Source organism: Sulfitobacter sp., assembly GCF_036961165.1.
Classification (GTDB): Bacteria; Pseudomonadota; Alphaproteobacteria; order Rhodobacterales; family Rhodobacteraceae; genus Sulfitobacter.
Genome location: NZ_JBALVJ010000033.1, coordinates 23,993 through 43,655, shown reverse-complemented (window position 1 = coordinate 43,655; position 19,663 = coordinate 23,993). Strand labels below are relative to the sequence as shown.

Annotated in this window: 19 protein-coding genes; 16 read left to right on the top strand and 3 right to left on the bottom strand. The window is 57.0% G+C overall.

Going from position 1 to position 19,663, the window contains the following annotated elements; all coding sequences use genetic code 11:
* Nucleotides 1-777: 777 nt before the first annotated feature.
* Entirely contained in the window at nucleotides 778-1,026 is a 249-nt protein-coding gene (locus V7730_RS14110) for a hypothetical protein (protein WP_335748239.1), read from the bottom strand.
* A 283-nt stretch (nucleotides 1,027-1,309) separates the two neighbouring features.
* Here V7730_RS14110 and V7730_RS14105 point away from each other — a divergent pair, with 283 nt between their 5' ends.
* The 8 genes from V7730_RS14105 to V7730_RS14070 all read left to right on the top strand — a co-directional run bounded on the left by V7730_RS14105 (nucleotide 1,310) and on the right by V7730_RS14070 (nucleotide 10,527).
* Complete coding sequence (locus V7730_RS14105; protein WP_335748238.1) at nucleotides 1,310-1,909, top strand: LysE/ArgO family amino acid transporter; 600 nt, start codon at nucleotides 1,310-1,312, stop codon at nucleotides 1,907-1,909.
* A gap of 39 nt (nucleotides 1,910-1,948) precedes the next feature.
* Nucleotides 1,949-2,851, top strand: a complete 903-nt coding sequence (locus tag V7730_RS14100) for a DMT family transporter (RefSeq protein WP_335748241.1) — start codon at nucleotides 1,949-1,951, stop codon at nucleotides 2,849-2,851.
* A 70-nt stretch (nucleotides 2,852-2,921) separates the two neighbouring features.
* The gene (gene betI, locus V7730_RS14095; protein WP_335748237.1) at nucleotides 2,922-3,497 is read left to right on the top strand and encodes a choline-binding transcriptional repressor BetI; all 576 of its coding nucleotides are present in this window, start codon (nucleotides 2,922-2,924) and stop codon (nucleotides 3,495-3,497) included.
* Nucleotides 3,494-5,002 carry a choline-sulfatase gene (gene betC, locus V7730_RS14090; RefSeq protein WP_335748236.1) on the top strand — a complete coding sequence of 503 codons (1,509 nt, stop codon included), beginning with the start codon at nucleotides 3,494-3,496 and terminating at the stop codon, nucleotides 5,000-5,002. Before betI ends, betC begins: the two co-directional genes overlap by 4 nt.
* 75 nt (nucleotides 5,003-5,077) lie before the next feature.
* The gene (locus tag V7730_RS14085) at nucleotides 5,078-6,259 is read left to right on the top strand and encodes a BCCT family transporter (RefSeq protein ID WP_335748235.1); all 1,182 of its coding nucleotides are present in this window, start codon (nucleotides 5,078-5,080) and stop codon (nucleotides 6,257-6,259) included.
* Between the two features lie 72 nt (nucleotides 6,260-6,331).
* The gene (gene betB / locus V7730_RS14080; RefSeq protein ID WP_335748234.1) at nucleotides 6,332-7,783 is read left to right on the top strand and encodes a betaine-aldehyde dehydrogenase; all 1,452 of its coding nucleotides are present in this window, start codon (nucleotides 6,332-6,334) and stop codon (nucleotides 7,781-7,783) included.
* Between the two features lie 263 nt (nucleotides 7,784-8,046).
* Nucleotides 8,047-9,705, top strand: a complete 1,659-nt coding sequence (gene betA, locus V7730_RS14075) for a choline dehydrogenase (protein WP_335748233.1) — start codon at nucleotides 8,047-8,049, stop codon at nucleotides 9,703-9,705.
* Nucleotides 9,706-9,810: 105 nt separating this feature from the next.
* The gene (locus tag V7730_RS14070) at nucleotides 9,811-10,527 is read left to right on the top strand and encodes a thermonuclease family protein (protein ID WP_335748232.1); all 717 of its coding nucleotides are present in this window, start codon (nucleotides 9,811-9,813) and stop codon (nucleotides 10,525-10,527) included.
* Here V7730_RS14070 and V7730_RS14065 read toward each other — a convergent pair.
* Together V7730_RS14065 and V7730_RS14060 are read right to left on the bottom strand one after the other, a co-directional pair.
* Nucleotides 10,524-11,924: a helix-turn-helix domain-containing protein gene (locus V7730_RS14065; protein WP_335748231.1), complete on the bottom strand. Its 1,401-nt coding sequence runs from the start codon at nucleotides 11,922-11,924 to the stop codon at nucleotides 10,524-10,526. The genes V7730_RS14070 and V7730_RS14065 overlap by 4 nt on opposite strands.
* Before the next feature lie 54 nt (nucleotides 11,925-11,978).
* Nucleotides 11,979-13,223, bottom strand: a complete 1,245-nt coding sequence (locus V7730_RS14060; protein WP_335748230.1) for a multidrug effflux MFS transporter — start codon at nucleotides 13,221-13,223, stop codon at nucleotides 11,979-11,981.
* A gap of 185 nt (nucleotides 13,224-13,408) precedes the next feature.
* On the opposite strand from V7730_RS14060, the gene V7730_RS14055 reads away from it, so the two are divergent.
* From V7730_RS14055 to V7730_RS14020, 8 genes are all read left to right on the top strand, one after another.
* Nucleotides 13,409-14,941 carry an acyl-CoA carboxylase subunit beta gene (locus tag V7730_RS14055; protein ID WP_335748229.1) on the top strand — a complete coding sequence of 511 codons (1,533 nt, stop codon included), beginning with the start codon at nucleotides 13,409-13,411 and terminating at the stop codon, nucleotides 14,939-14,941.
* A gap of 94 nt (nucleotides 14,942-15,035) precedes the next feature.
* A complete protein-coding gene (locus V7730_RS14050) occupies nucleotides 15,036-15,299 on the top strand; it encodes a DUF7218 family protein (protein ID WP_335748228.1) in 264 nt (87 codons plus the stop codon).
* Nucleotides 15,300-15,315: 16 nt separating this feature from the next.
* Complete coding sequence (locus V7730_RS14045) at nucleotides 15,316-15,711, top strand: cupin domain-containing protein (RefSeq protein ID WP_335748227.1); 396 nt, start codon at nucleotides 15,316-15,318, stop codon at nucleotides 15,709-15,711.
* Nucleotides 15,708-16,085, top strand: a complete 378-nt coding sequence (locus V7730_RS14040; RefSeq protein WP_335748226.1) for a DUF6497 family protein — start codon at nucleotides 15,708-15,710, stop codon at nucleotides 16,083-16,085. Before V7730_RS14045 ends, V7730_RS14040 begins: the two co-directional genes overlap by 4 nt.
* Nucleotides 16,086-16,299: 214 nt before the next feature.
* Complete coding sequence (locus V7730_RS14035) at nucleotides 16,300-16,446, top strand: hypothetical protein (protein ID WP_335748225.1); 147 nt, start codon at nucleotides 16,300-16,302, stop codon at nucleotides 16,444-16,446.
* A gap of 81 nt (nucleotides 16,447-16,527) precedes the next feature.
* Nucleotides 16,528-16,875, top strand: coding sequence for a hypothetical protein (locus V7730_RS14030; RefSeq protein ID WP_335748240.1), 348 nt, complete (start codon nucleotides 16,528-16,530; stop codon nucleotides 16,873-16,875).
* Between the two features lie 298 nt (nucleotides 16,876-17,173).
* Nucleotides 17,174-17,380, top strand: coding sequence for a hypothetical protein (locus V7730_RS14025; RefSeq protein ID WP_335748224.1), 207 nt, complete (start codon nucleotides 17,174-17,176; stop codon nucleotides 17,378-17,380).
* A gap of 116 nt (nucleotides 17,381-17,496) precedes the next feature.
* Entirely contained in the window at nucleotides 17,497-19,542 is a 2,046-nt protein-coding gene (locus V7730_RS14020; RefSeq protein ID WP_335748223.1) for an acetyl/propionyl/methylcrotonyl-CoA carboxylase subunit alpha, read from the top strand.
* The last annotated feature ends 121 nt before the right edge of the window (nucleotides 19,543-19,663 follow it).

Sequence of the window (19,663 nt, the reverse complement as noted above, 5' to 3'; positions counted from 1 at the left end):
GTTCGGGTTGGATACATCTTAGCACGCTGTCCAATTTTGCCGGACCACTTCAGGTTATTGACACCGATCCTGCGGGCATCCGAAAGCTTACTTTTCCTATTAGTTGCGAGTCATTAACTTTGTAATTCCCTGAGAAAGTCAGCCCTGCAACGTCAGCTCCTGCAATTCTTCCGTCTCTGAACACGAACATAGCCATTCCTTGTCCTGCCGCACCGGTCAAGTATGCAGTGTAAATTCCCTCAACTTCGCTCATTCTTAGACCTTACATCCATCCACTAACTATCTACTGGCAATTGGCGAAAACATATGCTGGCATTGGTGGGATTGAAAGACTTTAAGCAGATTAGCCCTTGGTGGTCGTTTTGAGCATCCTCGAAAAAGCTGGCATTCCTGCTTCGCGCATAATAAATCGATGTTGGCTCATTCCTACCGTTAGCTGCGCAAAGCACCAAGGTCCGGTTTGTGCCGCGATATTGCATCACATTTGTTCAAGGAGCTTTGCGGTGTGACGCGATATTATATGCTCTAAACTCGCGCAAATTTATGCGCGCATGAAACAGCCTAAGCCCCTGATATCTGGTGAACGAGGCGCAACGTTCCGCGCTTCCTACAACTTTATAAATAAGGCCCCCAGATAAAATCTGGACGCCAACTGTGTCCTATAAGTGAGAATGCGTCACGCCAAGCGTGGCGGTTTTTTCATGTCTGGCAGGACGTCGCCCAATAAAAAAAACGCCCCTAAGGGCGGTTTGGATATTCTCGCCAATTGAAGTCGGTTCAGGTCGTTTGGCCCATCATGCGCAACAAGTTACCCAGTCCGCTGGCTCCGGCGGGGCGGCGACGCGTTTTTTCACGCTGCGTGGTTACTGTTGCCAGTACCCGCTTAACAGCATTCAGACGCGCAAGCGCTCCTTGGCCGCCGGCGCTTGCTTGCATGCTTAAAATCTTTGTCTGTGTCTCAAGCGCGTTCGCGATGAGATCCAACTCGTCCTGGCTGACTTCCAGCTTCTTTGTCTTGTCGGTCATCTGCTTCGTCCTTCATATGTCTGGGGCAGATAGGCATTTATGAGTATATACGCTAGAGGGTGTCGTTCAGTTTCACGTGAGTGAGCGAAATATTTCGCGATTTAGCAGTTTCAACGCAAAGCTTTGAAAAGCGCAGGAAATATTAATGCTTTTCTCACGCCCAAATTAGTCTTTTCGTCCATCACGGGCAAAACGCATTTCTGTGACCGCTTTGTGAGCGGGTCGACACACCTGTGCTTGGGGGATATGGCGGCCCAAATGTGCAGCATGGAAGGGCGGTGAAATGGTTTCGTCTTTTGTACCGGGATTTTTGCTGAGTCTTTCGTTGATCGTGGCGATTGGTGCGCAGAACGCATTCGTTTTGCGTCAGGGGTTGCGGCGCGAGCATGTGTTCTGGGTTTGCTTGACCTGTGGGCTGTCGGATGCGGTGTTGATTGCTGCGGGGGTGGCGGGGTTTGGCGCGCTCGCCGAAGCCGCACCGTGGTTCGAAACACTGATGCGCTACGGCGGGGCGGCGTTCTTGATCGTCTACGGCTGGCGCAATGCTGTCAGCGCGTGGCGTGGGGGCGAAACTTTGCAGGCAGACAGCCATGCACCGGCATCCTTGCGCAAAACCGTTCTGACCCTTTTGGCTCTGACTTTTCTCAATCCGCATGTGTATCTCGATACGCTGGTGCTGCTCGGCTCTATCTCGGCGCAGTATGAGGAACGGCTTTCATTCGGGGCAGGCGCTGTGCTGGCCAGTGTCGTATTCTTTTTCGCCCTAGGCTATGGCGCGCGTCTGTTGCAGCCGATCTTTGCGAAACCGCTAAGCTGGCGCGTATTAGACGGTATTATTGCCTTAACGATGTGGGCCATCTCGGCGTCGCTTCTTTTTAACTAAGCCCTTGCATAGGTTCGCGTATTGCGGTCATCTCGCGGCATGGCAACACGCGATCCCCAACGTTCATTAGTCGGCATCTTTTGGATGCTTGTGACCGGTGGCTGCTTTATCATGGTCACTGCATTGGTCAAAACGATGGGGCCGCGTCTGCCTCCGGGCGAAGCTGCGTTTCTTCGCTATGCGATGGGCCTTGTTTTTCTGCTGCCATCGCTCGGCGCTTTGCGAGCAGCGCACCTGACGCGCCGCCAATGGACATTGTTTTCCTTGAGAGGGATCTTCCATGCGGGAGGCGTCATCTTGTGGTTCTACGCGATGGTACGCATCCCGATCGCCGAAGTGACCGCGATGAACTACCTCGCGCCGATCTACGTGACCGTTGGAGCCGCTCTCTTTCTGGGGGAACGCTTGGCCGCGAGGCGCATTGTCGCTGTGGTATTGGGGCTTGTCGGGGCGGCTATCATCTTGCGGCCCGGATTTCGGGAGGTCAGCTCGGGCCATTTGGCGATGTTGATTGCGGCGTTTGTCTTTGCGGGCAGCTATCTGGTGGCCAAGGTTCTTGTCGACGAATTGAAGCCGGGCATCGTCGTCGCGATGCTATCGGTTTTTGTCACGATCGGTCTGGCGCCCTTCGCGATCGCCGACTGGATCACACCGACGGGCCAAGAGTTGTTGTTTTTGGCCGCGGTTGCCGTTTTTGCCACGGCTGGGCACTATACAATGACGCTAGCCTTTGCGGCGGCACCTATGACCGTGACGCAACCGGTCACCTTTTTGCAGCTAATCTGGGCGACCTTGTTGGGCGCAATCTGGTTTGCCGAACCTGTGGACATCTGGGTGGTGATTGGTGGTGTGGTCATCCTTAGCTCGGTGACTTTCATCACATGGCGCGAGGCCATGCTAAGGCGGCCTGTTACACCGGATGCCTCAGCGACGAAGGGCTGATTTTTTATTGATTGACGGATCAATATAAAGCCTTCAGGTTCCGTGGCATGATTGAACAGCCTCGATTCTCATGCCGAAGCTAGGGATGGAACCTCTGCGCCGTGCCTCTTTGGTGCAGGCCACGATCGCGGAAATCGGGCGGGCGCAATCGCTTGACGTTACTGTGGGCCAGATCGCGAAGACGGCTGGAATGTCCACCGCCCTTGCGCACCACTACTTCGGCGGCAAGAACCAGATCTTCCTTGCTGCGATGCGGCACATTTTGGCGGAATATGGCGAACAAGTACGCCATCATTTGGCTGGTGCCAAAACTCCACGCGCCCGGGCCGATGCCATCATCATCGCAAGTTTTGACCAAACCTGTTTTGCGCCTGCAACGGTAAGCGCATGGATGACGCTTTATGCCGCCGCGCGCACACAGCCAGAAACCCAGCGCTTGCTGACGATCTATCAGTCACGTCTGCGCACCAATCTGACCCATGCCTTGCGCTCGATCAGTGACACGCCGCAAGCCCATGCCGAAGTGGTTGCAGCCTTAATTGACGGGCTTTACCTGCGTGCGGCCCTGTCGGACACCGGCTCGGGCGACGCCGCCTGTCAGGCTGCCCTCGATACCCTCTCTCATTTATTGGATACCCCCGCATGAGCCAGCCGAATATCCTGATCCTGATGGTTGACCAGCTCAACGGGACGCTGTTTCCCGATGGCCCGGCTGACTGGCTCCATGCGCCGAACCTCAAAAAACTTGCTGCGCGCTCGACCCGTTTCAAGAACGCCTATACTGCCTCTCCGCTTTGCGCGCCGGGGCGGGCGGCGTTTATGTCCGGCCAGTTGCCAAGCGCCACAGGCGTCTATGACAACGCGGCAGAATTCACGTCCAGCATCCCGACATACGCGCACCATTTGCGCCGCGCGGGCTATTACACCTGCCTGTCAGGAAAGATGCATTTTGTCGGCCCCGACCAATTGCACGGTTTCGAAGAGCGTTTGACTACGGATATCTACCCCGCTGATTTCGGCTGGACGCCGGATTACCGCAAACCGGGAGAGCGGATCGACTGGTGGTATCACAACATGGGCAGCGTCACAGGTGCGGGCGTGGCCGAGATATCTAACCAGATGGAATATGATGATGCCGTCGCCTATGAGGCCACGCGCAAGATATACGAGCTGTCGCGTGGGCTGGACAAGCGCCCGTGGTGCCTGACGGCGAGCTTCACCCATCCCCACGATCCTTATGTGGCGCGCAAGAAATACTGGGACCTCTACGAGGATTGCGAACACCTGCTGCCCGAGATTCCCGCCATGGACTATGATGCCCACGACGCCCATTCCAAGCGTATCTTTGACGCCAACAACTGGCGTGATTTCGACATCACCGAAGAAGATATCAAACGCTCCCGCCGTGCCTATTTCGGCAGCATCAGCTATCTCGACGACAAGATTGGCAAGATTTTGCAGACGCTGGAAGACACGCGGCAAGAGGCGATCATCGTGTTCGTCTCCGACCACGGCGATATGCTGGGCGAGCGTGGCCTGTGGTTCAAGATGAGCTTTCTTGAAGGCTCGTCCCGGGTACCCATGATGATTGCAGCGCCGCAGATGGAAGCGGGCCTGCTTAAGACACCGGTCAGCAATATCGATGTCTGCCCGACCCTGTGCGAACTGGCAGGCGTAGATATGTCAGAGATTGCAGAGTGGACGACAGGCACCAGCCTTGTGCCGATGGGGCAGGGCGTTGAACGGACCGATCCTGTGGCGATGGAATACGCAGCCGAGGCGTCTTATGCGCCGATGGTTTCGTTGCGTTATGGCAAGTGGAAATACAACCGCTGTGCGCTGGACCCCGACCAGTTGTTCGATCTTGAGGCTGATCCGCATGAGCTGCGCAATCTGGCAGAGGTGCCCGCGCATGCAGGCACACTGACGCAATTGCGCGCCAAATCGGAGGCCCGTTGGGATCTGGATGCCTATGACGCTGACGTGCGCAAATCTCAGGCCCGCCGCTGGGTGGTCTATGAGGCGCTGCGTTCGGGCGGGTACTATCCGTGGGACTACCAGCCTTTGCGCGATGCCTCCGAGGCGTATATGCGCAACCACATGGACCTCAACGTGCTCGAAGAGAATAAACGCTTTCCGCGCGGAGAGTGACAAATACCGGCAGCCCCGTTGGGTGCAGGTCTGCTGGGCATAAGAAAGCACCCGAAACAACCAATAGGGACGAAAATGTTAACCTCAATCATCTCCTTTGGAGCGATCCTTGCCTTCGCACTGGTGATCTTCTGCACCATCAAATGGTGGAATTTGACGCTGACGGGGACACAACCTGTGTCGCTGTTTGTGTTCATCGCCATCCTCTTCACGTCCGGCCTTGATGTCGGGCTGATCATGTTCCCTCTGGCGTTCGATTTCCCGCTTTACGCGGACACGGCGACAGAGCCTGCCTATGGCTTCACCAATCCGCTGGCGCTCGAGTTCGGCTTTTGGGGCTTTTTGATCTGGGCCTTCTACTTCCTGACCACATTCTACTTCTGTGCGATCGAACCGCGGGTCAAGTTCTTTGAAATTCCGGCCGTTAAGCTGCTGAACAACGTCGTGATCATCACGACCTGTGCCTTCACTGGCGCGTTGTTCCTGATCTACATGCCATACTATATCGCCGAAGTAGGCGATGGCGAGACGATCCTGCCGGTCTTCTACGTGATCTGTTTCCTTGTGATCCTCGTGGCGGCCTTCAGCTCGACTGACATCAAGTTCGTCAAAGTCCTCTCGGTCAGCTCGACCTTCTTGTTCTTTGCGCTAATCCTCTACATGTACCTCAATGCGGGCATGACAGTGGGTGATCTGGCGTCTTCGGGCAGCGATATCGGTGGTTACTTTACCAACCTGCACAAGTTCATCATCCCGCTGACAGACTACCACGAGTTCTACCTGTTCTGGTGGTTTGCGTGGTCCATCATGATCGGCCAGTTTGTAAGCCGCTTTGTGGGCGGTCTGAAGACATGGCAGCTGCTTGCGTCGCTGTTGATCTTCCCCTCCATCCCGCTTGGTCTGTGGTTCTCCGTTCTCTACTTCTACCACCTCAACGGGATCGGGACTGCTGGTTTGCCGAACTGGGCAATGACCATTGTTGGCATCGTGTTTGTGATCAACTCGTTTGACTCGCTGATCCGTCTGTACACGGACAACCTCAACCTCACGACAGAGCGTTTTGGTACAGTGTCCTATGTGCTGGCAAATGCGGTTGGCCTGTTTGTGCTGACACTGCTGTTCCAAAGCCAGTGGTTGCAGATCCAGTGGGTCGGCACCTTGGTGATCGGCATCTACCTCGCCGCTCTTGCCTATATGTTCTTCGTAAAACGTCACAAACTGTCCATCCTTGATGGGCAGGCCGCGCCGCTTAACTAACGCGTAGCTTCTGAAACCAAAGGCCCCGCGCGGATACGCCCTACGGGGCCGCATCTGACAAGAAAGAAACTCATGAACACCCAACCTACCGCCAGCCATTTCATCGACGGCGAATATGTCGAAGACACCGCAGGAACACCGATTGAGGTGATCTATCCTGCCACCGGTGCCGTCATTGCCACTGTCCATGCCGCCACGCCCGCGATCATCGAGCGTGCCATAGCCGCAGCAAAAAAGGCGCAGCACAGCTGGGCCGCGATGACCGGCACCGAGCGCGGCCGTATCCTGCGCCGCGCCGCTGACATTATGCGTGAACGCAACCATGATCTGTCAGTCCTAGAGACCTACGACACCGGCAAGCCGTATCAGGAAACCTCCGTTGCGGATGCGACTTCTGGAGCGGATGCGCTTGAATATTTCGGTGGCATGGCTGCAACCTTGACGGGCGAACACATCCAACTGGGCGAAGATTGGGTCTATACCCGCCGCGAAGCGCTGGGCCTCTGCGTTGGTATCGGCGCATGGAACTACCCCACGCAGATCGCTTGCTGGAAAGGCGCACCGGCGCTGGCCTGCGGTAACTCTGTTATCTTTAAGCCGTCCGAGACAACGCCGCTGTGCGCTTTGAAAGTGGCCGAGATTCTGCATGAAGCGGGTCTGCCTGCTGGACTTTATAATGTGGTCCAGGGCTTTGGCGACGTCGGGGCCGCACTTGTGACCGACCCGCGCGTTGACAAAGTTTCCCTCACAGGCTCGGTGCCAACTGGCCGCAAAGTTTATGCCGCAGCGGCTGCCGACATGAAGCACGTCACGATGGAGTTGGGCGGTAAATCCCCCATGATCGTGTTCGAGGACGCAGACATTGAAAACGCAGTCTCCGGCGCGATCTTGGGCAACTTCTACAGCTCTGGTCAGGTCTGCTCGAACGGGACGCGCGTGTTCGTCCACAAAGACATCAAGGAAGCGTTCCTCAAGCGTTTATCCGAGCGTCTGGCAAATGCGGTGATCGGTGACCCGATGGACCCCGCGACCAGCTTTGGTCCGATGGTTTCCAAGCAGCAGATGGACATCGCGCTGGGCTATATCGCCAAAGGCGAAGCAGAAGGTGCGCGGCTGGTTTATGGCGGCAAGGCCATCGAGGGCGAGGGTTTCTACATGCAGCCCACGGTTTTCGCTGATGTCACCGACGATATGACCATCGCCCGTGAAGAGATTTTCGGACCCGTCATGGCGGTGCTGGATTTCGAGGACGAAGCCGATGTTCTGGCGCGCGCCAATGACACAGAATTCGGTCTGGCCGCCGGTGTATTCACCCGCGATCTAAGCCGTGCGCACCGTGTTGCGGCAGGGTTCGAAGCGGGTACGTGCTACATCAACACCTACAACGATGCGCCCGTCGAGGCGCCTTTTGGTGGGGTGAAAGCCTCTGGTGTGGGTCGCGAGAACTCCAAAGCGGCGATTGAACACTACAGCCAGATCAAATCCGTCTACGTGCGGATGGGTGATCTGGAAGCTCCCTTCTAGCAGGGGGCGTGACCTGCCGGAGCGCTGGCGCACATTCCATTTTTGGAGATGGGTGCCAGCGTTCTAGCAGAAAATATGCGGCAGTTTGGGTCGAGGGGTGTTTGCCTTTCTGCTGAGAGGTGCTTGAGGGATCAATGTGACCCTCAAGTCACCCTGCCAAGTCTGGGTGCGATTCTGTGGCGCCTCAAGGACAAGCCCGGCTTTCGCCGGGGGCCTGCGGCCTCCTTGACCCGCCACAGAATCACGAGAGGTGAGTGAGAATTATGGAAGCTGATTATATCATTGTTGGCGCTGGTAGCGCCGGTTGCGCAATGGCGTACCGTTTGGGCGAGGCCGGGGAAACCGTGCTGGTGATTGAGCATGGCGGCACCGATGCGGGGCCGTTCATCCAGATGCCTGCGGCACTCAGCTATCCGATGAACATGAAGCGCTACGACTGGGGCTATATGTCTGAGGCTGAGCCGCATCTGGATGGGCGCAGTTTGGTTGTACCGCGTGGAAAGGTGATCGGCGGCTCTTCGTCGATTAACGGCATGGTTTATGTCCGTGGCCATGCGATGGATTATGACCACTGGCGTGACAGCGGCGCGGACGGGTGGAGCTATGCCGACGTGTTGCCCTATTTCCGACGCATGGAAACGTGGCACGACGGGGGCCATGGCGGTGACAGCTACTGGCGCGGCAAGGATGGCCCCCTGCATGTCAGCCGGGGCCCGCGAAAAAATCCACTTTTCGAAGCCTTTGTCGAGGCGGGGAAACAGGCGGGTTATGAGGCGACAGACGACTACAACGGCCAAAAACAGGAAGGCTTCGGCCCGATGGAGCAGACGGTGTACAACGGCCGCCGCTGGTCTGCGGCCAACGCCTATCTGCGTCCCGCGCTTAAGCGCGAGAACGTCTCGCTCACGCGGGCGTTGGCGCAACGCATTGTCATTGAAGATGGACGTGCTGTTGGGGTCGAGGTGCTGCGCGGCGGCAAAACCGAAATCCTGCGGGCGCGACGTGAAGTGATCCTTGCGGCGTCCTCTATCAATTCGCCAAAGCTGCTGATGCTGTCGGGAATTGGCCCTGCGGATCACCTCAAAGAACATGGCATTGACGTTGTCGCCGACAGGCCCGGTGTGGGTGGCAATCTGCAAGACCATCTTGAGGTCTATATGCAGATGGCCGCAAGCCAGCCGATCACGCTTTATAAGCACTGGAATGTGCTGTCCAAGGCGGTGATCGGCGCGCAGTGGTTGTTCTTCAAAAAGGGCATGGGCGCCTCGAACCAGTTCGAAAGCGCCGCCTTTATCCGCAGCCGCGCGGGTATTGCGTACCCCGACATCCAGTATCACTTCTTGCCCATTGCGGTGCGGTATGACGGACAAGCAGCGGCAGAGGGTCACGGGTTTCAGGCGCATGTGGGGCCAATGCGTTCGATCTCGCGCGGGCGTGTGTCGCTGCGGTCGGCGGATTCTGCCGACAAGCCTAAGATACTTTTTAACTATATGTCTGAAGAACAGGACTGGGAGGAATGGCGTCGTTGCATCCGCCTGACGCGTGAAATTTTTGGGCAGGAAGCGTTCAAGCCGTTTGTGAAGCACGAGATCCAGCCGGGTGCTGATGTGCAATCAGACGCTGAGATTGACGCCTTCGTCCGCGAGCATGCCGAAAGCGCCTATCACCCGTGCGGGACCTGCAAAATGGGCCGCGTGGATGATCCGGATGCAGTGGTGGATGCCCAAGGTCGTGTGATCGGGGTCGAGGGACTGCGGGTCGCAGACAGCTCGATCTTCCCGCGGATTACCAACGGAAACCTCAATGCGCCCTCGATCATGGTTGGCGAAAAGATCGCGGATCACGTATTGGGCAAGGAGCCTCTGGCTGCGTCAAACGACACACCCTGGATTCATCCGGAGTGGCAGACCCAGCAACGATAAAGGTTTATGAAACGGGCGTCTGATGGGCGCCCGTTAACTTTTTGTTAACCTTTTGCATGAAGCGTAATAGCTTGTTGGCATGAAGCCTGTGCACACGCAGTCCTGATGGCTGTTTCATTTTCATATATCGCGCGGCGCTGGCGGATAGCGCTTTTGTTCACATTAGGCATTGCTGCGCTGGGGTTTTCCGGTGGCAACCTGCAAGCGAACTGGAGTGGGGTTGGCTTAAGCGGGCCCATTCGTGTGATTGACGGTGATACCTTCGAAGTTGCGGGCATAAAGGTGCGGCTGCATGCGATTGATGCGCCCGAAAGTGACCAGATTTGCGAGACAAAGCAGGGGAAAGACTGGGCCTGTGGAGGCTGGGTTACAAAAGTGGTCTCTGACCGCTATTCTGGCGTGACCGCAAATTGTGAGGCATTGGACACGGATCGCTATGGTCGGACTGTGGCGCGTTGTACTGCCTTGGGCGAGGATGTGGGAACATGGTTGGTGCGTGAGGGCATGGCCTTTGCTTATCCGAAGTATGGCGCCGACTACGTGGCGTTGGAGCGTGAAGCAGCCGCACGTGATCGCGGATTGCACGCTGTCAAAATGCAAACGCCAGAACAGCACCGAAGACTGGGTAAGCCAGAGATCAAGCCGCTGGTGAATGGTAACTGCAAAATCAAAGGAAATATGACAGCCAAGGGGGACCGCATCTATCACGTTCCCGGTCAGAAGCATTACGACAAGACAAGAATCAGTCTGAACAAGGGTGAACTGTGGTTCTGCTCCGAAGCAGAGGCCCGCGCCGCAGGATGGCGAAAATCGCGGATTTAATCCACGCGGTAGGGCAGTATGTCACGTCGATCGGGGTCCACGATCAGATTGCGCTCCAACGGTGGCACGGCACGTTGATGGCAGGTTTTGCGCGCACAGATGCGGCAGGAGATGCCTATCGGCTCAAACGCGCTATCGCGGCTTAGGTCCAGACCATCGGCATAGACAAGCTGTGGAGCATGTCGCACCTCGCACCCCAGAGCGATGGCAAATCGCCGTGTTGGTGCGCCAAAGCGCCCAGCTGATTTGGAGATGTCCCGCGCAATAGAGATATAGCGAACTCCGTCTGGCGTCTCAGCGAGTTGGCGCAGGAACTGGCCCGGAGTCTCAAAAGCGCGGTGGACGTTCCACAGGGGGCAGGCTCCACCAAAGCGCGCAAACTGCAACCGCGTGGCAGAGTGGCGTTTGGTGATTGTACCGGCCTGATCAACGCGGACAAAGAAAAAGGGCAGGCCCTTGGCGCCGGGGCGCTGCAAGGTGGACAGCCGGTGGGCGATCTGTTCAATCGAAGCCCCGAAATGCTGGGCCATAACTTCGAGGTCATGGCGGCAGGTCTGCGCATGGGCCTGAAACGCACGGTAGGGCAGGAGCGCTGCACCGGCAAAATAGTTGGCCAGACCGATCTTGGCGATGTCGCGCGCGGCGGTCGAATGGAACCGCGCCAAATCCAGTGTGGCCTCAATCAGTGCGTCCTGTCTGGTCAGCGCGACCTGAAGCAAAAGCTGAAAGGTTTGGGTTTCGGGTTTGGCGCGGGCCGAGATGTGTAGAATTGCCCGTTCAGGCTCCAACAAACGCAGCGCATCCATATCGGTGAATGCGACGGTTAAACCAGCCGCTGCCAGCGCCTCAAGAGCAACCGAGCGAATGTGCGCAGGCGTAGCGGCGCGCTCTGCAAAATGCTCTGCGGTGCGGTCTACGGCATCAATATAATTGTCGCAGTAGTGGAAAAAGTCACGGACCTCTTCCCACGGGCTTGGTGTGGCGCGGGAATCCTCGCGCCCCAATGCTTCGTCCAGAGAGGCGAGCCGTTCATGCGCCTGACGGTAGCTTTGGTGCAGCGAGATAAAGGCCCGCGCAAGGCCCGGCGCATTCGAGGCGGTGAGCCGCACGTCAGCGACCGGAGGAACCAAGCCAGCGAAAAGAGGATCTGCAAGCACTTCCTGCATATCGCTCGCAAGCCGGTCGCTGTCGCCCGAACTAAGCTCGGTCACATCCATGCCAAATTCGGACGCTAGCGCCAAGACCACCGACGTAGATACAGGCCGGTTGTTATTCTCCATCTGGTTCAGATAGGGTAGGGAGACACCCAGACGGGCTGCAAAGTCCTTTTGAGTAAGGCTGACGCGCAGGCGCTGTTCGCGCAGCTTGCTGCCTGCATAAAGTTTTTGTATGGCCATCGGGCGCCCTTTGCAAATTAGCTGTGCGCCAAGACTAACTTTGCAAAGTCGCCCTCACAAGGGGGAGGTTGAGGCCTGTGCCAGACTCCGTTCACGGCGCATCACCACCAAAATCGACACAAGGCCGAGCAGCGCAGTGACCAGCATCATCCACAGCAGCGGGAATGCGCCTGATTCCGGTGTGAGCAAGACACCCACCCATGCGCTAAGGCCCGCACCGCCGCCGATCATGATCGCGCCACCAAGGCCTGATGCCGTGCCCGCCAGATGTGGTCGGACCGACAGCATGCCTGCCGTGGCATTGGGGATGGTAAGCCCATTGCCCAAGCCGACAAATGTCATCAAGCCAAAGAAGCTGAATGCTGTGCCGTAGCCTGCCGCGAATATCAGCAGCGATATCGTGCCACCAAAGGCATTGGCGCAACAGCCCCACAGGACCATCTGGTTCACGCCATATTTGTGGGCGAAGCGACCGGTCAGGAAGTTGCCGATGAAATAGCCCACTGCAGGCGCGCCAAAAAACAGGCCTAGTTTTTCAGGCGTAAGGCCAAAGACTTCTTGCCCCACGAAGGGAGCGCCGCCCAGATAGGCAAAGAACGCGCCCGAACTAAAACCGGAGGCCAATGCGTAACCCCAGAACCGCGTGCTGCGCAGAAGTTCGGGGTATTCGGCAAACTGCGCGGTGAGCGATTTGGTGGAAGTAATCGCAGTCTCGCCCATATCGCTCCAAGCCAACCAAAGGGTGGCCGCACCCATCAAGAACAATGCCCAGAAGACGGCCTCCCAGCCGAACCAGTGATCCAGCACGCCGCCAATGGCAGGGCTGATCATTGGGACCACGGCCATGCCCATCGTGACATATCCGATCATCGAAGCTGCCTGATCTTGTGCATACATGTCGCGCACCGCAGCACGGCTCAGCACCATCGAAGTGGCGATGGCGGCCTGCATCATCCGGAAGGTCAGGAATGCCTCGATTGAGGGGGCGTAGATACATCCCACGGTGGCAATCAAAAACAGGATCAAGCCCCAAAGGATCACGGGGCGACGGCCCAGTTTGTCCGACAACGGACCGACAAAAATTTGCAAGATAGCCGAAAATCCGAGGTAGACCGCCACAGAAAGCTGCATGACCGCGTAATCGGTTTCGAAATGGGCAGCCATGCTGGGCAGGCTCGGCAGGAACATGTTCATCACGCAAGCCGACATGCCGGCTAGCAAGATTAATGTCAAAATGTGTGGCGGGGTTCTCCGATCGCCGAGCTTTACCGGCTGGAGATCTTCTCTGATCTGTTGCATTGTTAACTATCTAGGTCGGCAATTTGGGCTTGTCGATAGGGCTTGGGTTTTACCGCGCGTAATTAGCTATTTTGCAATTTGCAGATAGGTCGCTGAAAATACTTTGCAAAGTTGCTAAATGGCACTTTGTCTCCTGCGGCCTCTCGGATACAAACGGCAAGATAATCCGTTGGGAGGAGCCGTCCATGAAAGATATTCTGCAACAGCTTGACGATCGCCGCGACACAGCGCGCCTTGGTGGGGGTCAGCACCGTATCGACGCTCAGCACGGGCGCGGCAAGCTGACCGCGCGTGAGCGTGTGCATCTTCTGTTGGACGAAGGCTCGTTCGAAGAGTTCGATATGTTTGTCACTCACCGCTGCACAGACTTCGGTATGGAGCAGGAAAAGCCAGCGGGCGACGGCGTTGTGACGGGTTGGGGCACCATCAATGGCCGCCTCGTCTATGTCTTTGCGCAAGACTTCACCGTTCTGGGTGGTTCGGTTTCCGAAACGCACGCCAAGAAGATTTGCAAGATCATGGATATGGCCGTTCAAAACGGCGCGCCGATCATCGGGATTAACGATTCCGGTGGTGCGCGCATCCAAGAAGGCGTGGACAGCCTTGCGGGCTATGGTGAAATCTTCCAGCGCAACATCGAAGCCTCCGGTGTTGTGCCACAGATTTCCGTGATCATGGGCCCATGTGCCGGTGGTGCGGTTTATTCCCCTGCGATGACCGACTTTATTTTCATGGTCAAAGACAGCTCTTACATGTTTGTGACCGGCCCTGACGTGGTTAAAACTGTGACCAACGAGCAGGTCACAGCAGAGGAACTGGGCGGCGCATCCACGCACACGCGCAAGTCCTCGGTCGCAGATGCGGCGTTCGAGAACGACGTCGAGGCGCTGGCAGAGGTCCGCCGCTTGGTTGACTTCCTGCCGTCCAGCAATCGCGAAAAGCCCCCTGTGCGGCCGTTCTTTGATGATCCAGAGCGGATCGAGCCATCGCTCGACACGCTGGTGCCAGAAAGCGCGAACACTCCGTACGACATGAAAGAGCTGATCCTGAAGCTCGCTGATGAGGGCGACTTTTACGAAATTCAGGAAGAGTTCGCCAAGAACATCATCACCGGTTTCATCCGTATCGAAGGCCGCTCCGTCGGTGTGGTTGCCAACCAGCCAATGGTGTTGGCGGGTGTGCTGGACATTGACAGCGCGCGCAAAGCTGCACGCTTTGTGCGTTTCTGCGATGCGTTCGAAATTCCGATCCTCTCACTCGTGGACGTTCCCGGCTTCTTGCCTGGCACTTCGCAGGAATACGGTGGCGTGATCAAGCACGGCGCGAAGCTGTTGTTCGCTTATGGCGAAGCGACTGTGCCGATGGTCACTGTCATCACCCGTAAGGCCTACGGTGGTGCGTATGTTGTGATGTCGTCCAAGCACATGCGCTCTGACTTCAACTATGCGTGGCCCACATCCGAGATTGCTGTGATGGGTGCCAAGGGTGCGACAGAGATCATTCATCGCGCGGACCTCAAAGACCCTGAAAAGATCGCCCAGCACGCGGCGGACTATGAAGCGCGCTTTGCTAACCCCTTCGTCGCCGCCGAGCGCGGGTTCATCGACGAGGTGATCCAGCCGCGTAGCACGCGTAAGCGTATCGCCCGCGCCTTCGCGAGCCTGCGTAACAAGAAGTCCAACATGCCGTGGAAAAAACACGACAACATTCCGCTGTAGGAGTACGGAATGCGTCCTGTCAATTCATTGATCAAGGTCACACAGGCGGGAACCGCCGCCTGTCTATCGTTGTTGTCTTTTAAAGGAGACAGCAATGACCAAAAATCATGGAAATTCTATCAAGGACGACGACACCTACGAAGCTTTGCGCGAACAGGGAGCGTCCAAGTCGAAGGCCGCCGCGATTGCCAATGCGCAGGCCAACGACCAGCAAGATCCATCAGTGAAGGGGGCCAGTCAGCCACCTTACGAGGATTGGACCAAGGACGATCTTTACTCGCGCGCGCAGGAGTTGGAGATCGACGGACGCTCGGACATGGACAAGGACGAGCTGATCAAGGCACTGCGCAACAACTGATTGCCGGAGCCCGCGTATGAGCCTTTGGTCGACACCCGGCTTCACCATCAGCCACGCCGACAGCGGCGCATTCGAGGGCGCTGGCTTGCGCCCCTTCTTCGAGTATCGCCAGCTTGGCGTGACCGAGGCAACCGATGGTAAGTTCGGCGCGCATGTGATCCGTGCCGTGACGGGTATGGAAAGCCCGGGCACGTGGCACACCCATGATCTGGATTTTCAAATGGTTTATGTCACCCAAGGTTGGGTGGTATTTGAATATGAAGGCGAAGGAGAGCACGTTTTGCGTGCCGGATCGTGCGTGTTGCAGCCATCAGGCATCCGCCACCGTGAGGTCCGCCACTCGGACGATATGGAATTGATCGAGATCGTCTCGCCTGCCGAGTTTGCTACACATACGGCGGAAGCGCCATGAGACTGCTTGCTGCCCTTGCAATGCTTGCTAACCCTCTGGCCGCCGCCGAAGTGCCATCTGGACAAGAGGTCACGCTTCACGAGGTGCTGGTGGATGCGCAGGAGACCGTCACATGGCTTCGCTTTCGCTATCTTGCGCCGCAAATCGCTGCTGGCGAGGGGCAGATCACGTATGACACGGCAGGCGAAGACATGCTGCACCTGTGCCAGACGTTTGCTATGGGGTACATGGCAGATTATGCGCTGACTGCCGACAAGATCGTGATCTCTTTCATGGACCGGATCACGGAATTTGGACAGCCCGATCCTGACGCAGTCCAGTATTTCGAGTCCTTCCGAGAGGAGGACGGTGTCTGCATATGGGACGATTTTTGATGTATACACAATATCTTGCGGCGCGGTATCAATCGCCTCGCACAGTTGCGACTTTGGAGTAACAGAATTTGGACACAGTTTTATCCACATATCAAGACGCTTCGGACTTGGGTATGATGCCCATAGGCCGTACATGTGTGCGGCCTGCATTAATTGCGGGAAATATGGCAGGTTTCGATAAACCGTCCCGTACAACAAGTTACAGGAGCTACAGATGTCGAAGAACATCAAATTGTTGGCAACTCTCGGCCTCATGGTCTTGGTTGCTGCCTGTGCACGCGAGCAGCAGGTCGAAGAATTTGTCGTGGTTGATCCAGAGCCGATCAGCCAAGAGCCCGTCTACACAGGCAAATACAAATAAGCGACAATCAGCAGGACGGGCGTTCGCGTCCGTCCTGACCCGCCCTCTCATCGCGGAGGGCGCAGCATGGCACTAGCTTACATGCTCAAACACCGAGGATTTCCGGGCCGTCTGCCCGGCACTGATTTTCAATTCACCCTCCGCCGCGCCAATCCCAAAGGCGCCACCGAACTCACCCGTCGTGAGCGCAGGTCGGATCGTCGTCCACCTGACCGCCGGGCGGACGAGGCGTTCTTTAAGGCGCTCTGGGAGCATTTCGGTGCTGAACCGTTCGAGCGGGGCAATCTGGACGTAGGCCGCTTGTCGTGGCTTTATGGCCGTGAGGTCATCCCTGCGACGGACCCTTTTGATGCTTCGGACTACGAAGCGATGCTGGTCATCGATTTGCACGCCGCAAAACAATCCTATCCGCATATTGTGGAAGATTGATCGGCATGTTTTTGCGCAGCCTCTTCACATATAGGCAGACCTTAGCCGACAGCCGCCGCGTGTGTCGCATGGGGTGTGCAGTGGCTCTGTTTGTGGCCAAGGTGACGATGGTGACGCGTCAGGGTAGCTGCTTTGTGCGTTTCCCGTCTCAAAATGAAACCCCCTCATTTGATGGGCAGCAGGCAAGTACCCCAGCCGCGCTGCCCGTCCTTTTGGGGTTGTTTGCACGGCAAGGGCGGGAACGTAACAACCGCCCGCGCGTTGGTACTGCGAACAACATTAAAAAGGGATTTAGGCAATGGGCTTTCCGAAATTTATTCTCGCGCTTACAGCAGCTGCAGGCCTTGCGGCTTGTGGTGACACATTGGGCGATCAGGCTCTTGGCGGCGCGGCTATTGGCGCAGGCGCAGCAGTCGTCACGAGTGGCAGCATTGCACAAGGCGCCGCTTTGGGCGCAGGGGCAAACGTTCTTGCCTGCCAGAGCAAACTGGTCAAATGCAACTAATCTGACAATCGGGCTTCGGCCCGCATTCGTACGAACAGCAAAACCCGCACAGGCATTACGCCTGCGCGGGTTCTGTCGTTTCACCAACCTCTTTCACCACCAAAAGGGACAAGCATATGTTCAATAAGATCCTGATCGCCAACCGTGGCGAGATTGCCTGCCGCGTCATCAAGACAGCGCGCAAAATGGGCATCCAAACCGTTGCGATCTATTCGGACGCCGACAAGCAGGCGCTGCATGTGCAAATGGCGGATGAGGCGATCCACATAGGCCCGCCCCCTGCCAACCAATCCTATATCGTGATCGACAAAGTGATGGCGGCGGTCAAAGCCTCTGGCGCGCAGGCGGTTCACCCCGGTTATGGCTTCCTCTCCGAGAACTCCAAATTCGCAGAAGCGCTTAGCGCGGCTGGTGTTGCCTTTGTCGGCCCCCCAGTTGGTGCCATTGAAAAGATGGGCGACAAGATCACCTCCAAGAAGATCGCTCAAGAGGCGGGTGTTAACACTGTGCCGGGCCACATGGGTTTGATTGCGGATGCGGACGAGGCGGTGAAAATCTCCAACCAGGTTGGCTACCCTGTCATGCTCAAAGCGTCTGCTGGCGGTGGAGGCAAGGGGATGCGGATCGCTTGGAACGACGAAGAGGCCCGCGAAGGCTTCCAATCCTCCAAGAACGAAGCGGCGAACTCTTTCGGCGATGACCGTATCTTCATCGAGAAATTCGTCACCCAGCCGCGCCACATCGAAATTCAGGTGCTTTGTGACGCCCACGGCAACGGCATTTACCTGAACGAGCGTGAATGCTCCATCCAACGCCGCAACCAAAAGGTTGTCGAAGAAGCACCGTCGCCTTTCCTAGATGAAGCGACGCGCAAAGCCATGGGGGAGCAGTCCGTCGCGCTTGCGCAAGCGGTGGGTTACACCAGTGCTGGTACCGTCGAATTCATCGTCGATGGAAACAAGAACTTTTACTTCCTTGAGATGAATACACGTTTGCAGGTGGAACACCCTGTGACCGAGCTGATCACCGGCGTTGATCTGGTTGAGCAGATGATCCGTGTGGCAAACGGTGAGCCTTTGTCGATCAAGCAAGAAGATGTGAAGATCAACGGTTGGGCCATTGAAAACCGTCTGTATGCGGAAGACCCATATCGTGGCTTCCTGCCGTCGATTGGCCGCCTTACGCGCTATCGTCCACCAGCCGAGATTGCCGCAGGCCCGCTGCTCGACAATGGCAAATGGCAGGATGATGCGCCCGCAGGCGAGACCGCCGTGCGCAATGATACCGGCGTCTACGAGGGCGGCGAAATCTCAATGTATTATGACCCTATGATCGCTAAGCTGTGCACATGGGCACCGACGCGCGGGGAAGCCATCGAGCGGATGCGTGTGGCTCTTGATAGTTTCGAAGTCGAAGGCATCGGCCATAACCTTCCTTTCCTGAGCGCTGTGATGGATCATCCGAAATTCGTATCCGGTGACATTACAACTGCTTTCATCGAGGAAGAGTACCCCGATGGTTTTGAGGGTGTGACGCTGGCCGAGGGCGAGCTTCGCCGTATCGCGGCTGCAACAGCTGCCATGCACCGTGTCGCTGAAATCCGCCGCGCGCGGGTATCAGGGCGTATGGACAACCACGAACGCAAAGTCGGCGCCGAGTGGAATGTTGCGTTGCAGGATCACAGCTTTGACGTGAGCATCGCCGCTGATCACGACGGCGCAACTGTTACGTTCGAAGACGGTACCGCGCTGCGGGTCTCAGGTAACTGGACACCGGGTGACCAGCTTGCCACGATGACAGTGGGTGACGCACCTTTGGTGCTTAAAGTGGGTAAAATCTCGGGTGGTTTCCGCATCCGCACCCGTGGCGCGGACATCAAGGTGCACGTGCGCACCCCGCTTCAGGCCGAAATGGCGCGCAAGATGCCTGTCAAAGTGCCGCCGGATACGTCTAAGCTGCTTCTCTGCCCAATGCCTGGTCTGGTTGTGAAACTGGATGCGGCCGTTGGCGACGAAGTGCAGGAAGGGCAGGCCCTTTGCACCATCGAAGCGATGAAGATGGAAAACATCCTGCGCGCGGAGCGCAAAGGCGTGGTGACCAAGATCAACGCCAGCGCGGGCGACAGCCTTGCGGTTGATGACATCATCATGGAGTTCGAGTGAGGCTTTGATGCTTCCCGCCGCTCATATCCAGATGGCTCCGTTGCTGTGCCGCGCCCGAAAGGGCGCGGGCAAAAGCTTGGATGTTCTGACAGGTATTAGTGAGCGGGATAGTAGCTCTCGA

Coding starts and splice junctions, on each gene's coding strand:
- betA (WP_335748233.1), top strand. CDS start 8,047: ATGGAAGCTGATTATATCATTGTTGGCGCTGGTAGCGCCGGTTGCGCA.
- V7730_RS14070 (WP_335748232.1), top strand. CDS start 9,811: ATGGCTGTTTCATTTTCATATATCGCGCGGCGCTGGCGGATAGCGCTT.
- V7730_RS14110 (WP_335748239.1), bottom strand. CDS start 1,026: ATGACCGACAAGACAAAGAAGCTGGAAGTCAGCCAGGACGAGTTGGAT.
- V7730_RS14050 (WP_335748228.1), top strand. CDS start 15,036: ATGACCAAAAATCATGGAAATTCTATCAAGGACGACGACACCTACGAA.
- betC (WP_335748236.1), top strand. CDS start 3,494: ATGAGCCAGCCGAATATCCTGATCCTGATGGTTGACCAGCTCAACGGG.
- V7730_RS14020 (WP_335748223.1), top strand. CDS start 17,497: ATGTTCAATAAGATCCTGATCGCCAACCGTGGCGAGATTGCCTGCCGC.
- V7730_RS14030 (WP_335748240.1), top strand. CDS start 16,528: ATGCTCAAACACCGAGGATTTCCGGGCCGTCTGCCCGGCACTGATTTT.
- V7730_RS14040 (WP_335748226.1), top strand. CDS start 15,708: ATGAGACTGCTTGCTGCCCTTGCAATGCTTGCTAACCCTCTGGCCGCC.
- V7730_RS14035 (WP_335748225.1), top strand. CDS start 16,300: ATGTCGAAGAACATCAAATTGTTGGCAACTCTCGGCCTCATGGTCTTG.
- betI (WP_335748237.1), top strand. CDS start 2,922: ATGCCGAAGCTAGGGATGGAACCTCTGCGCCGTGCCTCTTTGGTGCAG.
- V7730_RS14105 (WP_335748238.1), top strand. CDS start 1,310: ATGGTTTCGTCTTTTGTACCGGGATTTTTGCTGAGTCTTTCGTTGATC.
- V7730_RS14025 (WP_335748224.1), top strand. CDS start 17,174: ATGGGCTTTCCGAAATTTATTCTCGCGCTTACAGCAGCTGCAGGCCTT.
- V7730_RS14065 (WP_335748231.1), bottom strand. CDS start 11,924: ATGGCCATACAAAAACTTTATGCAGGCAGCAAGCTGCGCGAACAGCGC.
- V7730_RS14060 (WP_335748230.1), bottom strand. CDS start 13,223: ATGCAACAGATCAGAGAAGATCTCCAGCCGGTAAAGCTCGGCGATCGG.
- V7730_RS14085 (WP_335748235.1), top strand. CDS start 5,078: ATGTTAACCTCAATCATCTCCTTTGGAGCGATCCTTGCCTTCGCACTG.
- V7730_RS14100 (WP_335748241.1), top strand. CDS start 1,949: ATGGCAACACGCGATCCCCAACGTTCATTAGTCGGCATCTTTTGGATG.
- betB (WP_335748234.1), top strand. CDS start 6,332: ATGAACACCCAACCTACCGCCAGCCATTTCATCGACGGCGAATATGTC.
- V7730_RS14045 (WP_335748227.1), top strand. CDS start 15,316: ATGAGCCTTTGGTCGACACCCGGCTTCACCATCAGCCACGCCGACAGC.
- V7730_RS14055 (WP_335748229.1), top strand. CDS start 13,409: ATGAAAGATATTCTGCAACAGCTTGACGATCGCCGCGACACAGCGCGC.